At 68.7% G+C, this 13,753-nt stretch carries 20 protein-coding genes and 1 tRNA gene; 10 read left to right on the top strand and 11 right to left on the bottom strand.

The features are described 5' to 3' along the window. Nucleotides 1-51: 51 nt before the first annotated feature. The 5 genes from HL652_RS01960 to HL652_RS01940 all read right to left on the bottom strand — a co-directional run bounded on the left by HL652_RS01960 (nucleotide 52) and on the right by HL652_RS01940 (nucleotide 3,126). Complete coding sequence (locus HL652_RS01960) at nucleotides 52-1,176, bottom strand: DUF3048 domain-containing protein (RefSeq protein ID WP_171703749.1); 1,125 nt, start codon at nucleotides 1,174-1,176, stop codon at nucleotides 52-54. A gap of 31 nt (nucleotides 1,177-1,207) precedes the next feature. After that, a complete protein-coding gene (locus HL652_RS01955; RefSeq protein WP_171703748.1) occupies nucleotides 1,208-1,411 on the bottom strand; it encodes a cold-shock protein in 204 nt (67 codons plus the stop codon). Between the two features lie 184 nt (nucleotides 1,412-1,595). Beyond that, the gene (locus HL652_RS01950) at nucleotides 1,596-2,207 is read right to left on the bottom strand and encodes a LytR C-terminal domain-containing protein (protein ID WP_171703747.1); all 612 of its coding nucleotides are present in this window, start codon (nucleotides 2,205-2,207) and stop codon (nucleotides 1,596-1,598) included. 15 nt (nucleotides 2,208-2,222) lie between these two features. Then, nucleotides 2,223-2,516, bottom strand: a complete 294-nt coding sequence (locus HL652_RS01945; RefSeq protein WP_171703746.1) for a DUF3263 domain-containing protein — start codon at nucleotides 2,514-2,516, stop codon at nucleotides 2,223-2,225. 70 nt (nucleotides 2,517-2,586) lie between these two features. After that, a complete protein-coding gene (locus HL652_RS01940) occupies nucleotides 2,587-3,126 on the bottom strand; it encodes a GNAT family N-acetyltransferase (RefSeq protein WP_171703745.1) in 540 nt (179 codons plus the stop codon). A gap of 57 nt (nucleotides 3,127-3,183) precedes the next feature. Here HL652_RS01940 and msrB point away from each other — a divergent pair, with 57 nt between their 5' ends. From msrB to HL652_RS01920, 4 genes are read left to right on the top strand one after another with little or no spacing between them, the layout of a single operon-like run. Next, the gene (gene msrB, locus HL652_RS01935; RefSeq protein ID WP_171703744.1) at nucleotides 3,184-3,585 is read left to right on the top strand and encodes a peptide-methionine (R)-S-oxide reductase MsrB; all 402 of its coding nucleotides are present in this window, start codon (nucleotides 3,184-3,186) and stop codon (nucleotides 3,583-3,585) included. 24 nt (nucleotides 3,586-3,609) lie between these two features. Then, complete coding sequence (locus HL652_RS01930; protein ID WP_171707123.1) at nucleotides 3,610-4,140, top strand: nitroreductase family protein; 531 nt, start codon at nucleotides 3,610-3,612, stop codon at nucleotides 4,138-4,140. Continuing rightward, nucleotides 4,137-5,399 (top strand): MFS transporter, encoded by a 1,263-nt coding sequence (locus HL652_RS01925; RefSeq protein WP_171703743.1) that lies wholly within the window; start codon nucleotides 4,137-4,139, stop codon nucleotides 5,397-5,399. Before HL652_RS01930 ends, HL652_RS01925 begins: the two co-directional genes overlap by 4 nt. Before the next feature lie 3 nt (nucleotides 5,400-5,402). Beyond that, nucleotides 5,403-5,651, top strand: coding sequence for a hypothetical protein (locus HL652_RS01920; protein WP_171703742.1), 249 nt, complete (start codon nucleotides 5,403-5,405; stop codon nucleotides 5,649-5,651). A gap of 162 nt (nucleotides 5,652-5,813) precedes the next feature. Here the strand turns inward: HL652_RS01920 and HL652_RS01915 are convergent, their stop codons facing one another. Next, on the bottom strand, nucleotides 5,814-6,179 hold the full coding sequence (locus tag HL652_RS01915) for a hypothetical protein (protein ID WP_171703741.1): 366 nt from the start codon (nucleotides 6,177-6,179) through the stop codon (nucleotides 5,814-5,816). Between the two features lie 77 nt (nucleotides 6,180-6,256). Here HL652_RS01915 and HL652_RS01910 point away from each other — a divergent pair, with 77 nt between their 5' ends. The 3 genes from HL652_RS01910 (at nucleotide 6,257) to HL652_RS01900 (ending at nucleotide 7,440) form a co-directional block, all read left to right on the top strand. Beyond that, nucleotides 6,257-6,616, top strand: a complete 360-nt coding sequence (locus HL652_RS01910) for a DUF7882 family protein (RefSeq protein WP_171703740.1) — start codon at nucleotides 6,257-6,259, stop codon at nucleotides 6,614-6,616. A gap of 302 nt (nucleotides 6,617-6,918) precedes the next feature. Then, complete coding sequence (locus HL652_RS01905) at nucleotides 6,919-7,143, top strand: hypothetical protein (RefSeq protein WP_171703739.1); 225 nt, start codon at nucleotides 6,919-6,921, stop codon at nucleotides 7,141-7,143. A 9-nt stretch (nucleotides 7,144-7,152) separates the two neighbouring features. Beyond that, a complete protein-coding gene (locus tag HL652_RS01900; protein ID WP_171703738.1) occupies nucleotides 7,153-7,440 on the top strand; it encodes a hypothetical protein in 288 nt (95 codons plus the stop codon). Between the two features lie 13 nt (nucleotides 7,441-7,453). On the opposite strand, the gene HL652_RS01895 is transcribed toward HL652_RS01900, so the two are convergent. Both HL652_RS01895 and HL652_RS01890 read right to left on the bottom strand, forming a co-directional pair. Beyond that, nucleotides 7,454-7,843, bottom strand: a complete 390-nt coding sequence (locus tag HL652_RS01895; protein ID WP_171703737.1) for a hypothetical protein — start codon at nucleotides 7,841-7,843, stop codon at nucleotides 7,454-7,456. 167 nt (nucleotides 7,844-8,010) lie between these two features. Continuing rightward, entirely contained in the window at nucleotides 8,011-8,469 is a 459-nt protein-coding gene (locus HL652_RS01890; protein WP_171703736.1) for a hypothetical protein, read from the bottom strand. A gap of 937 nt (nucleotides 8,470-9,406) precedes the next feature. Here HL652_RS01890 and HL652_RS01885 point away from each other — a divergent pair. After that, complete coding sequence (locus tag HL652_RS01885; protein ID WP_171703735.1) at nucleotides 9,407-9,718, top strand: hypothetical protein; 312 nt, start codon at nucleotides 9,407-9,409, stop codon at nucleotides 9,716-9,718. An 81-nt stretch (nucleotides 9,719-9,799) separates the two neighbouring features. Here HL652_RS01885 and HL652_RS01880 read toward each other — a convergent pair whose 3' ends face one another. The 3 genes from HL652_RS01880 to HL652_RS01870 form a co-directional block, all read right to left on the bottom strand. After that, a complete protein-coding gene (locus tag HL652_RS01880; RefSeq protein WP_171703734.1) occupies nucleotides 9,800-9,988 on the bottom strand; it encodes a hypothetical protein in 189 nt (62 codons plus the stop codon). Between the two features lie 27 nt (nucleotides 9,989-10,015). Further along, nucleotides 10,016-10,091, bottom strand: a tRNA-Thr gene (locus HL652_RS01875). Nucleotides 10,092-10,162: 71 nt separating this feature from the next. Beyond that, nucleotides 10,163-11,074 carry a DsbA family protein gene (locus HL652_RS01870; protein WP_171703733.1) on the bottom strand — a complete coding sequence of 304 codons (912 nt, stop codon included), beginning with the start codon at nucleotides 11,072-11,074 and terminating at the stop codon, nucleotides 10,163-10,165. Nucleotides 11,075-11,313: 239 nt separating this feature from the next. Here HL652_RS01870 and HL652_RS01865 point away from each other — a divergent pair, with 239 nt between their 5' ends. Then, nucleotides 11,314-12,414 carry an ABC transporter ATP-binding protein gene (locus tag HL652_RS01865; RefSeq protein ID WP_171703732.1) on the top strand — a complete coding sequence of 367 codons (1,101 nt, stop codon included), beginning with the start codon at nucleotides 11,314-11,316 and terminating at the stop codon, nucleotides 12,412-12,414. A gap of 4 nt (nucleotides 12,415-12,418) precedes the next feature. Then, nucleotides 12,419-13,741, top strand: coding sequence for a DUF4032 domain-containing protein (locus HL652_RS01860; RefSeq protein ID WP_171703731.1), 1,323 nt, complete (start codon nucleotides 12,419-12,421; stop codon nucleotides 13,739-13,741). Nucleotides 13,742-13,753: the final 12 nt, after the last annotated feature.

The raw sequence follows: 13,753 nt of genomic DNA, 5'->3' as shown, positions 1-13,753 counted from the left end.
GCTAAAGCAATACTGGCACTCAGGGATGCCGAGTGCAAGTGACGCCGCAGCTCAGCCGACGGGGTCGCCGGGGTCACCGGGGTCGCCCGCATCGCCGGGCGCCGGCTCGACGACCGGCTCGGGCGCCGTCACCGTCACACTCCCCGCCTCGCGAGGCACCAGCTCCACCCAGGTACTCCCGGGAGCCAGCCTGATCGTCCCCCCGGCGTCGTCGACGAGACGGATGGGCGAGGCGGCAGCATCCTTCGACCAGCGCAGGTGCACGGTCTTCCCGCCGGTGGAGGCCCAACCCTCGCCCGAGGTGACGAGCACGGCGCGCGGCACCTCCTCGTCGTAGTCGTACACCTCGTTGACGAGGAGGCTCACCACATTGGTCGCCGCGAGCTGCGCGCCCGTCGACCCGAGGTCGGGCTCGCCCTCCTGCGAGCGCAGGAACGAGCTCGACGCCTCGTCCCACTGCCACGACGGGAAGCGGGAGTCGGAGAACACGAGCGACAGCGTCGCCGTCGGCTCGCCGTCGACCGCGGCCGAGGAGGAGAGCACGTCGGCTGAGTAGGCGAACTGCTGGGCGGGCGGTGCGAGCTGCGCGTGCTCGGCGACCAGCTCGGAGGCCTTCACCACGACGTCGTGGGGGCTGTCGTAGCCGTCGATGCGGTAGAACGTCTCCTGGGTGTCGGCCTCGCCGTGGATGGCGTTGTACACCGGCGTCGCGAGCATCATGTCGACGAACTGCTCCTGGCCGCCCGAGTAGGCGACGATGCCGCCGAGCGGGGAGATGATGTCGGGGTCCATCGGGCGGATGGAGCGCACCGGCCCGATGAGCTCGGGCACGTCTGACTGCCACACCGCCACATAGCGCGTGAGCCCGCCCTCGACGAGCTCCTCGAACACGAGGTCGGCCTGCTCGAGGCCGATCTGCGGCCGCGCGTCTTCGTGATTGTCGATCTTCGCCGCGAGCGACGGATTCTGCAGGGCGCCCGGTTCCACCAGCGTTCCGCGCAGGGGCGCGGGAACGAGCGCAACGGGCTCGCTGTAATCGGCGTCGAACGCGCCCGTCGGCGTCACCGCGGGCGGCGGCACGGCCGCGTCGAAGACGCAGCCCGCGAGCGCGCCGGCGGCGAGCAGCACCGCCGCGAGACCCCCGGCGCGCAGAGGCGTACGGGGTCGTGTTCTCACCCCGAAAGACTACCGTCGCCGAGCCAGCGGCTCAGGCCAGGCGCACCGACTCGGCCTGCGGACCCTTCGACCCGGTGCCGACCTCGAACACGACCTGCTGACCCTCTTCGAGAACCTTGTACCCGGCCATGTCGATCGCCGAGTAGTGCACGAACACGTCCTGTCCGCCCCCGTCGACCGTGATGAAGCCGTAGCCCTTCTCAGCGTTGAACCACTTGACGGTTCCGTTCGCCATTGTTACTCCCAAGTGCTGTGTTTCCGCAGAAGTGACGTGGTTGCCACGACTGTTTCCAGATACTAATCGAGCGGAAACGGCCGGGAACGGGCGGATGCGCGAATTGGCCACATCGTTGCCGCAACTCAACACGACGGAAACACGCGCGTAATAAAAGGCCGCGACGCGGAAGGCCGAGGAGGGGTCAGCCCTCGACGCCGGTGCCGTCGTCGACCGGAGCTTCCTCGACCGGCGCTTCGGCCCCCGGCCCTGCGTAGTCGGTGCCGAGCACCACGGTGAGCGCCGCGCCCTGGAAGCTCGAGGAGAGCTCGGTGGGCACGCCCCCGAGCAGCTGGGCGAGGCCGAGCGCCGCCGCTTCGTTGGCGGGGTCTTCGTAGTAGACCGTGGTGGTCGCGAAGTCGCTCGTGCTCGCGTTGGCCATGGTGGCAATGTTCCACCCGTTCGCCACCGCCGACTCGCCCACCCGGCCGGCCAGGCCGACCACCTCGGTGCCGTTCAGGATGGTGACGGGCAACGTGCCGTCGGTGATGGGCGTGACCGCGGGCGCCGCCTCGGTGGGCTCCGCCTCGGGGGCGTCGGTCGACGTCGACGAGCCGCCGAACGCATCCGTGAACTGGATGTTGTTGTTGATCACCGAGAGGTAGACGACCCCGGCGCCGACGAGCAGCACCGTCGCGAGCGCCGCCCAGGCCAGCACGACCCACCCCCGCCCGCGCGGCCGGGGGCCGCGGTGGGCTCCCACGCGTGCGGGATGGGCGGGCAGACTGTCGAAGCTGTCCTGGGTGAAGTGAGCCATGGAGGGGTGATGGTCCTAGTCGTCGCGGGAGAGCAACCGGGCGCTGCGGGCAGCCAGACGCGCCTCCCTCACCCTCTGAAGCCTCTTGATGAGCATCGGATCGTGCGCGAGAGCGGCCGGAGAGTCGATCAGCGCACCGAGCAGTTGATAGTACCGGGCGGAGGAGAGGCCGAACTCCTTGCGGATGGCCTGCTCCTTGGCGCCCGCGTGCCGCCACCAGCTGCGCTCGAAGGCGAGGATGCGCGCATCGCGTTCGCTGAGCGGCCGATTCGACGCCGAAGGGACGGGCTGCTCGATGTTCGAGGGCACGGCGTCCTCCTTCCACGGGGGCGGGGCGCCGTCGGGGTACGGCGTGCTCGATATCTTAGGGGCGCTCACCTCAACGGGAGCCGAATGCCGCGCCTGAATCGCCCTGCGCCGCCGACCCGGCCGCCGACCCGGCCGCCGACGCCTGCGCCGCCGACCCCGGCCGGTACATCGACAGGTGCGGAATGCCCGCCTCGAGGTACTCCTCGCCGAACGCCTCGAACCCGACCCGCGCATACAACCCCGCGACATAGCTCTGCGCGTGCAACAGCATCGCCTCGTGCCCGAACTCCTCCACGGCGGCCGTGAGCAGCACCTGCGCGAGACCCTTGCCGCGATGGAGCGGATGCGTGACGACCCGGCCGATGGCGTGACGGGCGTCGAGGTGCTCCGGCTGCGCATCCGTCAGCACCCTGAGGTAGGCGGTGATGGTGCCCGCCTCATCGGTGAGCCAGTAGTGCACGGTGGCCGGCTCGGCGTCGCGCCAGTCGAGCTCCTCCTCGTCGACCTTCTGCTCGAGGTAGAAGACGTCGGTGCGGAGCTTCACGATGCCGTAGAGCTCGGCGGTGGAGAGTTCGCTCCAGGTCTTGCGAACGGGGGAATGCGCGGTCACCCGAGGAGTTTACTGAGATGATTGACGATCGACCGAGCGAATCAACCGGGAGCAGCAGTGAGCTACGAGGTATCCAAGTCCGACGACGAATGGCGCGAGGAGCTCTCCGCCGACGAGTTCGCGGTGCTCCGCCAGGCGGCCACCGAGCGGCCCTGGACGGGTGAGCTGCTCGATGAGAACCGCGAGGGCGTGTACACGTGCAAGGCCTGCGGCCAGGAGCTCTTCCGCAGCACCACCAAGTTCGACTCGCACTGCGGGTGGCCGAGCTTCTACGACCCCACCGGCTCCGACGCGGTGGAGCTCATCGAAGACCGCTCGCTCGGCATGGTGCGCACCGAGGTGCGCTGCTCGAACTGCGGCTCGCACCTCGGGCACCTGTTCGACGACGCCCCGCAGACCCCCACCGGCGACCGGTACTGCATGAACTCCATCTCGCTCAGCTTCGAAGCCGCGGAGTAGCAGGTGGCAGGGGTTCGTGAGGCGATGCTCGCCCGCCGCTCGTCGTCGAAGGTGACGGATGCTGCGCCGAGTCACGCCGAGATCGCTCGCGCCGTCGAGGCGGCCGGGCAGCTCGCCGACCACAGCGGGCTGAAGCCGTGGCGGGTCATCGAGATCCGCGGCGACGCACGCGACCGGGTCGCGGCCGGGCTGGCGAAGGCCGACGGCGCCAAGGGGAAGGACGTCGACAAGTTCCGGTCGAAGACGCACCGCGCGCCGGTGCTGCTCGCGGTGGTCGCATCCTTCCGCTCCACCCGCAAGGTGCCGCGGTGGGAGCAGGAGGCGGTCGCCTCGGGCGTCGCCCACCACCTCTCGCTCGTGCTCGACGACGAGGGCTGGGGTGTGTTCTGGCGCACCGGGGAGCTCACCCGCACGAAGGCGGTGCGTCAGGCGCACGGGCTCGACAAGAACGAGGAACTGCTCGGCTGGCTCTATGTGGGCGGACTGCCGGAGCGGGCCCGGAAGCCCCGCGCCAAGGGACGCATCAAGGTGGAGAACCACCTCAGCGTGCTGTGACGGAGGTGCAGGACACCGATCGCGGCCCCGCCGCGGTCGTGGGCGTCGGCGCCGTTCGTCGTCGGCTCGCGCTGATCGCCCTGGCCCTCGGCGGCTTCGGCATCGGCGTCACCGAGTTCGTCACCATGGGGCTGCTGCCGAACATCGCCCAAGACCTGCTGCCCGAGCTCTACGGCGTCGACCCCGAGGCCGCCAACGCCTCGGCGGGCTATCTCGTCTCGGCGTACGCCCTCGGCGTGGTGGTGGGGGCGCCCACGATCGCCGCCCTCGCCGCGCGCTGGTCGCGCAAACGGCTGCTGATCGCGCTCGTGTCGGTGTTCGTGCTGGGCAACCTGCTCTCGGCCGTGCTGCCGACCTTCGGGCTGGTGCTGGCCGCGCGCTTCGTCTCGGCGGTGCCGCACGGGGCGTACTTCGGCATCGCGTCGCTCGTGGCCGCCTCGCTCATGGGCCCGGGCAACCGCGCCCGCGGCGTCGCGTTCGTGCTCGGCGGTCTCACCATCGCGAACGTCGTGGGCGTGCCGTTCGGCACCTTCCTCGGGCAGACCTTCGGATGGCGGAGCGCCTACCTGCTGGTGGCGGTCATCTTCGCGGTCACGCTCGCCGCCATCGCGGTGACGGTGCCGTTCCGCCCGGGCGACCCGCGAGCCACGATGCGCACCGAGCTGAGCGCGCTCAAGCGCCTGCAGGTGTGGCTCACGCTCGGCGTCGGCGCGATCGGCTTCGGCGGGGTGTTCGCCGTGTACACCTACATCGCCCCCGTCGTCACCGAGGTCACCGGGCTCGCGGAGTCGGTCGTGCCGTGGACCCTCGTGGTGTTCGGCATCGGCATGACCCTCGGCAACTTCGTCAGCGGCTGGCTCACCGACCGCTCGGTGACCCGGTCGCTCACGGTGTGCGTGCTCGCAGTGGGTGTGGCGGTGCTCGCCTTCGCCCTGTTCGCCCACACCGGGCCAGGGCTCTTCGTCACCGTGTTCGTCGTGGGTGCCGCCGCGGGGTCGTGCGCGCCGGCCGTGCAGACCAGGCTGATGGATGTCTCGCACGACGCCCAGTCGTTCGCCGCGGCGCTCAACCACTCGGCGCTCAACATCGGCAACAGCCTCGGGGCGTTCCTCGGCGGTCTCGTCATCGCCGCGGGCTTCGGCTACCTCTCCCCCGCGCTCGTCGGGGTGGCCCTCGCGGCCGTCGGGTTCGCCGTCCTCATGATCTCGCTCGGCGTCGACCGCCGACGCGCGATGTCGGAGGCCGGCGCTACCGTCTGAGGTGTGCCAGCGTCAGCCGTTCAGACCCTCCTGCCGGTCGAATTCCGTTTCCCCCTTCCAGGTACCTCGTCGACCTTCGCGATCATCCGCTGGGTCGACGTCGTGCTCGACGGGGAGCCGGTGTCGCGCTGGCGCGCCGTCACCTACCACGAGCCGCGCAAGCTCATCGGGGAGGGCTACTTCACCGAGCTCGAAGACGCAGCCGCAGCGTGCCACGGGCTCGCGCTCGCGCAACCGGTGAGGCGGCGGTGAGCTGGCGGCTCCTGCGCAGGCCGGGCAGAGAGCGGGCTGTGCAGAGAAAACGGGAGCGGCACCGAGGCACCCACTCCCGATCTCATCGAGACCGACCCCCAAACATGTCTGCCTCGACGTTTCTGACAGTAGACCGAAAGGGCAGATCCGGCCACCGGTGCGCTAGTGAACCGGGTAGTCGTCGAGGTAGGAGTCGATGTCCGACGCCCGGGCGAACTGGGCAGCAGAGGTGCCCGAGTGGCTGTCGAGCTTGGCGCGGAGGTCGTCGGCGGCTGCGGTGAACACGGCATCGTCGATGTCGACCCCATCACCGTCACCGTCTTCGTCGGGGTCGGCAGGAACCGCCAGCACGTCGTTGCCCACGCCGATCACCAGCTCGGCATCTGTCGCGGTGCCGTTCTTCACGACGGGGATGGAGACGGCCTCGGCGATGCCCTTCTTGGCGAGGCACGCGGTGAGCTCGATCAGTGCCGACGCCACCGCGTCGCTGGTGAGGAGGGAGTCGCCCGCGTATGTGATCTGCTTCATCAGTCCAGCGTCTCCCCGTTCGGCCGATCAGGCACCCCCTGGCGACGGATGTCGGTGGTCGCCTCCATACTTGTCGGATGGGTATCTTCTACTACGGCGAGGGTCATCAGCTCGAGCTCGACGACCGTACGCTGGCCCATCTGCAGGCCGTCATCATGACGAAACTGCGCCGCGCCGAGAGCTTCGCGCTGTCGTGGGAGCACCCCCTCGCGGCCGGGAGCGGGCGCACCACCGTGTGGCTCCACCCCGCCGTTCCCCTCCGCTTCGCGCTCGGCGGCAAGGCGGGTGGGGTGAACCGGGAGTGGATCGGTGTTCTCGCCGCCGCAGCCGACCGGGGCGAGCTCACGATCATCCCCGAGCCGGCGACGCCCGGGCCCTCCGCCGACGCCGGCGCACCGGCGAGCGGATCGGCCGCGGCGGGCCGCTGGCGCCGCTGAAGACGACTGAGGTCGACCCCGCAACACACTGACCGTCTCCTGAAAACCCCTTGCCGCGGCCGGAGAGCCCGTCTAGCGTCCCTTAGGTCCGACCCGATGACGTCTACGGTCGTGATGGCCCGCATCGACGTCGCGAGTCACCCAACTCGCGCCGATGCTCTCGGGCCCGCGGCTCCCCGCCAGCGCGACCCCAAACGCGCCTGGCGGGGAGCTCGCACTCGACCTCCCAGGGTCGCACGCCGCCCACCCGCCGCCTGAGCGCGGTCGTGCGGCGCAGACCCGCCCGGCCTACACTGACCGGCATGACGAGCCCTTCCCCCGACCCTCGCGTGCTCCACGCCTCGATCGCAGCCATCGACGAAACGCATCCGCTCAAGGTGCCGCTGCACTACAACCAGGGGCACATCAGCCCTCGCCTCGACCGCCTCGAGGCCAAGACCGCCTATCTCGTCGACTACATCGCCTACCTCGAACAGCGCCTCACCGCCCTCGAGTCCCGCCCCACCGCGGCCCCCGGCGCTCCATAACCGCCGAGCATGCCCAGCGAACCCGTCGCCCAGAGCGCCATCCAGCGCCGCCATGCGGTGAACCGCGCCCGGCTCCTCGGCATCAGCGCACTCGGCCTCTCGGCCACCCTCGTGATCATCCGGCTGCTCGTTCTCGACCCGACCGCCGACCTGCTGCGACAGCTCGCGCCGCTCATCCCGATGCTCATCCTCCTCGGCACCGGCGTCTCACTGCTCCTCCGCTCACATCGCCTCCGCCTGGCCCTCGAGGCCGAACTCGGCCCCGACGCCGGCAAGCAGCACCCCGTGGGCAGCTGACGGTTGGCGAGGGTCAGAAGGTGTACGGGTAGGTGGTGGTGATGGTGGTGCCCGAGATGAAAACGGATGCGGTGAAGAGGTAGAGCACCCCGGGCGGGAACTCGGTGAGGGTGACCGAGGCGTTGCCCGAGGAGTCGGGAAGGAAGATGCTCGACCCGATGGTCCTGCCGCCGGAGGGCGTCCACGTGACTCGGCCGGTGACGAGGCTGGAGCCGGGCGGAATGTCGTCGACCCTGATCGAGAGTTCGTGCACATCTCGTACACCCGTCGGCACGATTCCGGTGATGGTGACGGTCGGTGCCGCCACGCTCGCCGCCGCCGCGGGCGCCGCCACCGCCAGCGCGACCGCGGGGATGGACCAGACACCGGCCTGAAGCACAGACCGCCTCGACGTCTCACTCATTCGACAAGTGTCGCACGGCGCACCTCGACCGGACATCCCCCTGTCGATGGAGAGCGCGGGGGCAAGAGGGGGGCGAGGGCGGGACGACGAGAGGGTCGGCCACGGGACTCGAACCCGCAGATGAGGTCCCCGCGCCCTAGGACAACCCCACGTACCTTGTGCCGAACTTAGACCGCCCTGACCACAAGCTCGTCAGGAAAGGCGGTCGCACCAGATAAGACAGTGGTGGGAAGCGAGTAGGTCCCCGGCGGCAACTGTTCCGAGGAGAAGGTCAGAAACAGAGTTGCGGCCTCGCTCGGCGGCAGTGGGTCCACCTTCGCAAAGACCACTGTGCCTGCGGCAGGGTCGTAAGCGACGAGCTGCCAGTCGTTGCCTGACCACGAGAGGTTCAGTCCAGCCGTGAGACCGGAGATCATCACAGTGAGCCGGTTCACATCCACGAGGCTGTCGTTGATGAAGTTGAGTCTCGCTTCCGCTCTGCCGATCGTGATGGCCACAGGCGACCACCACATGACCACGCGGGGCTGATCACTGGCCGCAGCTGCGGGCGCGGCGACAGCCACGGCCACCACCGGCACACCCCACACTCCGGCCCGGAGGACTCCACGACGCGTCACTTCGCTCATGCGTGAAGTGTGCCAGGGAATTGCCTAGATTGTCAATCCACCGAATAGTGGATGGTGATCGATCGCGAAGCCGATGGTTGGGCTGCCACGAGCGCCGACGACCGACCACCGCGGGTGCGCTCGTTGTGCGGATTCGCAGTACCGCGCGATCACCTGGGCACCGAGCAGTGACCCAGAGGGTTCAGACTGTGCCCGAATGGCTCGCGATGCCGGATGTGAGTTCCGGCGCTGACGCTGTGAGCGTGAGAACGTAAGGATGAAGCGGAGCCGAGTAGGAACCACTGATCTGCACGGCATACACGACACCCGCCAGAGACTGACCTGGGCCTACGACCGCCTGATAAATGTGCTCTCCCACACGCACCCACGTCGTCCCCAGGATGCTACCTAAGCGCAAACTGTCACCGCTCATTGCCGGCACCAAGGTGACCGTCGCGGGAGCCGCCGACGGGTTAGTCACTGTGACCGGCACAATCACCACCCTGATGTCGGTGAGCGGACGCACCTCGAGGCTGACCTCGAGCGCAACCGCACCACTCGCGGCCGCAGCCGACGCAGCCACGGCCACCGCGACAACAGGAACAGCCCACACTCCCGCAGTCACGACAGACCGTCTCGATACCTCAGCCATCAGCGCCCCCCTCGCAGAGAAGACGGCCCCGGCCGTCGAGGAGGACGACCGAGGCCGCTGGAGCCGTGTGGAAGCCTGGTGTGGCCAGCCCCATTCTGCGACAACAGGATGACAATGATTTGAATGGAGCGCTAGTCCACCGAAAGGGGGATAGCTTCACCCGTCCGCCGGTGACAAGCTCCTCGCGTGAACGAAGTACAGAGACGAAGCGTGCTCCGGGCGGGTATCTGGGCCACGCCGGTCGTAGCGATCGCGGCAGCAGCCCCCGCAGCCGCAGCCTCTACCGGGAGCTTCGGGCTCCTATGGGTGCCCACGTCCGGTGACCTCGTCAGCCAGATCCCGGGCGCCATTCCTCAGCTCGGCGGCGTCCTGATCAACGTGCAGAACAACACCGGCCGAGACTTCACCGGATCGCTGCGCCTCATCATCGCCGGCGAGCCCGGCGGCGCTGGCGTGAGCGGCTCGTCCTCAGCTGCAGGATGGTCATCCGTGAGCTACACGTACGCCACCCGCACACTCATCATGAACTGGTCGGGCACCGTTGCAAGCGGAGGATTGCTTCCCTCTGTGGTGTACTCGCTCACGGCGCACACCACCGGGTCCGGCACATCTTTGTGACTGCAACACTGATCGGCGACACCATCGAAACGACCTCCGATGTCTTCACCGCGACCTACCAATACACACCTGCCTGACGTCTCAGTGCTGCCGGGCGAACTCGTCCTCGGTGATGGCCATGTCTTCCTCCGGGATGATAGGGGCGGCGTTGCTTCCCGATGCGGAGGCCGAGCCGAACGGGGCGCCGCGTGCGGCCATGTGAGTGCCGGTCGATACGCCCGTGGTGCCGGCGCGCGCGATGTGCTCGCGGTCACCGCGCGAGATGGGCATGGGTGCTGCGCGAGATCAGCTCGTGAATGGGGCCGGCCACGGGACTCGAACCCGTAACCCCCGCTTTACAAGAGCGGTGCGCTACCAATTGCGCCAGGCCGGCTGGGGTGGAACACCTCATCATAGTCACGCCCCGGCGCGCGGCCGGGGCGTGACGACATGGTGAAGAGCGGGTCAGCCCGCGGGGGTGGGGGTCGGGGTGGCGGTCGAGGTGTCGTAGGCCTCGCCGGCGACCTGCACCACGAAGGCCGAGAACGCGTCGGGGTCGGTGAGCGAGCCGGTGTACTTCTGGCCGTTCACGAGCACGGTGGGGGTGCCGCTCACGTTGGGCTCGTCGCTGCCCGGGAGCGGGCCCTGCAGGGCGCGCGAGGTCGCATCGGCGACCCAGCCCTTGAACTCGGTGTCGTCGATGCACGTGTTCACGGCGTCGAGGTCGGTGACCCCGGCCTGGCTCGCGAAGTCTTTGATCGCGGCGTTGTCGAGGCCCTCGCTGTTCTCCTCGGGCTGGTTCTGGAACAGCAGGCCGTTGAAGGCCCAGAACTGGTCGGGCGAGTAGTTCGCCACGCAGGCCGCGGCGTTGGCGGCGCGGGTGGAGTACTTCGTGCCGAGCGAGGCACGGTCGAGGATCGACAGCGGGTGCACCTCGACGGTGGCGGCGCCCGAGTTGATCCACTCGGTGAGCTGCGCGTTGTTGGTGGTCTCGAACTGGCCGCAGTAGGGGCACATGTAGTCGACGTAGGTGCGGATGTCGACGACTCCCGAGGTGGGGTCGTTGACGGTCGGCACCGGGTCTTCGCCGGCGGCGAGCGCGGGGGTCGTCTCGGCCACGAGGCCGGTGCCGACGACCAGGCCGTCGCTGGCCATGTTGAGCGGGCCGGGGCCGGCGGGCTTCAGCGTCGAGGTGATGACGAGGGTGACCCCCACCACGATCGCCACGAGCACGAGACCGAGCGACGAGATGAGGATGACGCGGTTGCGCACCTCTTTCTTGCGCTGCTGCTCACGGAGCTGCTTCGCCTTCTCCCTGGCCGCCTCCCGTCGCTGATTCTTGCTGAGACGCGAGTCGTCGGATCCGCCTGTGGTCATGCGTGGTAGCTCCGTGTGAGAAGTCGTTTCACAGCGCAGGATGCGCGGTGCGAGATCGGCCGCCTGCTCTGGGCGACCACTCAAGGATAGTAGGAAGCCCGTCTGGGAGTTGCCCGCGCGCATCCTGAACCTGCTCGCGTGTCATAATCGACGGTGGGTCTCCGACGAAGTAGGCCCGGTTTCATCCATTCACAACGGATCGTCCGGCACGTACCTGCCGGTGAAGGAGATACACAACCATGGCATCTGTCACATTCGACAAGGCGTCTCGCATCTACCCGGGCGCCACCCGCGCCTCGGTCGACAAGCTCGACCTCCAGGTCGCCGACGGGGAATTCCTCGTCTTGGTCGGCCCCTCGGGCTGTGGAAAATCCACCTCGCTGCGCATGCTCGCCGGCCTCGAAGAGGTCAACGAGGGCCGCATCCTCATCGGCGACCGCGACGTCACCGACATCCCCCCGAAAGACCGTGACATCGCGATGGTCTTCCAGAACTACGCCCTCTACCCGCACATGACGGTGGCCGAGAACATGGGCTTCGCGCTCAAGATCGCGGGCGTCGGCAAAGACGAGCGCGCCAGCCGCGTGCTCGAGGCCGCCAAGCTGCTCGACCTCGAGCCCTACCTCAGCCGGAAGCCCAAGGCCCTCTCGGGTGGTCAGCGTCAGCGCGTCGCCATGGGCCGCGCCATCGTGCGTCAGCCCCAGGTGTTCCTCATGGACGAGCCGCTGTCGAACCTCGACGCCAAGCTCCGCGTGCAGACCCGCACCCAGATCGCGTCGCTCCAGCGCCGCCTCGGCGTCACCACGGTCTACGTCACCCACGACCAGACCGAGGCGCTCACCATGGGCGACCGCATCGCCGTGCTGAAAGACGGCCTGCTGCAGCAGGTCGGTTCGCCGCGCGACCTCTACGAGAAGCCGAACAACGTGTTCGTCGCCGGCTTCATCGGCTCGCCCGCGATGAACCTGTTCCACGCCGACCTCGCCGACACGGGTGTCAAGTTCGGCACCTCGATCGTGCCCGTCGACCGCGAGACCCTCGCCTCGACCACCGCGACGAGCGCCACCATCGGCGTGCGACCCGAAGACATCATCGTCTCCACCGCCGCCGGCGAGGGCCTCGAGGTGACCGTCGACCTCATCGAGGAGCTCGGCGCCGACGGCTACCTCTACGGCCACTCCGAGATCGAGGGCAAGCGCACCGACATCGTCGCACGCGTCGACGGCCGCTCGCACCCCTTCGTGGGCGACAAGGTGTACCTCACCGCCGCCCCGAACCACGTGCACCTGTTCGACCTCGAGTCGGGCGACCGCCTCGGCAACAAGGCCGTCGTCAGCTGATTCGGTGACGACCTCCCTCACCATCACCTCTGCCACGGCAGATCCGGCTCTGCTGGATCTGCCGTGGCAGTTGCCGTTGGACGAATGGCCCGACGAGTACATCGCCGCGCTCCCCAAGGGCATCTCCCGCCACCTCGTGCGCTTCGCGCACCTCTCCGGTCACGTCATCGCCGTGAAGGAGACCACCGACGAGATGGCCCGGCGCGAGTACGAGATGCTGCGCACCCTGCAGCGCCTCGACGTGCCCTGCGTCGACCCGCTCGCGGTCATCACGAACCGCAGCGACGAGGAGGGCGACCGGCTGCGCTCGGTGCTCGTCACCCGGCACCTGAAGTTCTCGCTGCCCTACCGCGCCCTGTTCTCGCAGATGCTGCGCCCCGACACCGCGACGCGTCTCGTCGACGCCCTCGCCGTGCTGCTCGTGCGCCTGCACGTCATCGGCTTCTTCTGGGGCGACGTGTCGCTCTCGAACACCCTCTTCCGCCGCGACGCCGGCGCCTTCGCCGCCTACCTCGTCGACGCCGAGACCGGCCAGCTCTACGAGGGCGGCCTCTCGAACGGCCAGCGCGAGAACGACCTCGAGATCGCCCGCGTGAACATCGCCGGCGAGCTGATGGACCTCGAGGCCGGCGGCCGCGTCGACGAGGAGCTCGACCCCATCACGGTGTCGAACGGCATCGTCGCCGCCTACCGCTCGCTCTGGAAGGAGCTCACCGGCGCCGAGTCGTTCAACTCCTCGGAGCGCTGGCGCATCAACGAGCGCGTCGACCGCCTCAACGACCTCGGCTTCGACATCGAAGAGCTCGCCATCCGCACCACCGAAGACGGCACGACCGTGCGCATCCAGCCCAAGGTCGTGGATGCGGGCCACCACCAGCGCAGGCTCCTCCGGCTCACCGGGCTCGACGCCCAGGAGAACCAGGCGAGGCGCCTGCTCAACGACCTCGACTCCTACACGGCGAAGTACGGCCGCAAGGGGTTCGACGAGGAGATGGTGGCGCACGAGTGGCTCGCCAAGGTGTTCGAGCCGGTGATCAGGGCCATCCCTCGCGAACTCCGCGGCAAGCTGGAGCCGGCCGAGATCTTCCACCAGCTGCTCGAGCACCGCTGGTTCATGAGCCAAGACCAGAGCCGCGACGTTCCGCTCGCCGAAGCTCTCTCGTCCTACATCGACACGGTGCTGCGGCACCGGCGCGACGAGGCGACAATGATCGCCCCGCCGACGGGCGCCATCACGATGGCCATCCCGATGCTCGAGGAGGCAGAGGTCGTCGTCGACCCCGACGACACCGAGGGCTCCGACGAGGACTGGCGACTCAAGGTCTAGCCGACCGGGCTG

The sequence above is a fragment of the Herbiconiux sp. SALV-R1 genome, assembly GCF_013113715.1.
GTDB lineage: Bacteria > Actinomycetota > Actinomycetes > Actinomycetales > Microbacteriaceae > Herbiconiux.
The sequence above is the reverse complement of the archived record's forward strand: the minus strand, read 5'-3'. Positions and strand labels throughout refer to the sequence as shown.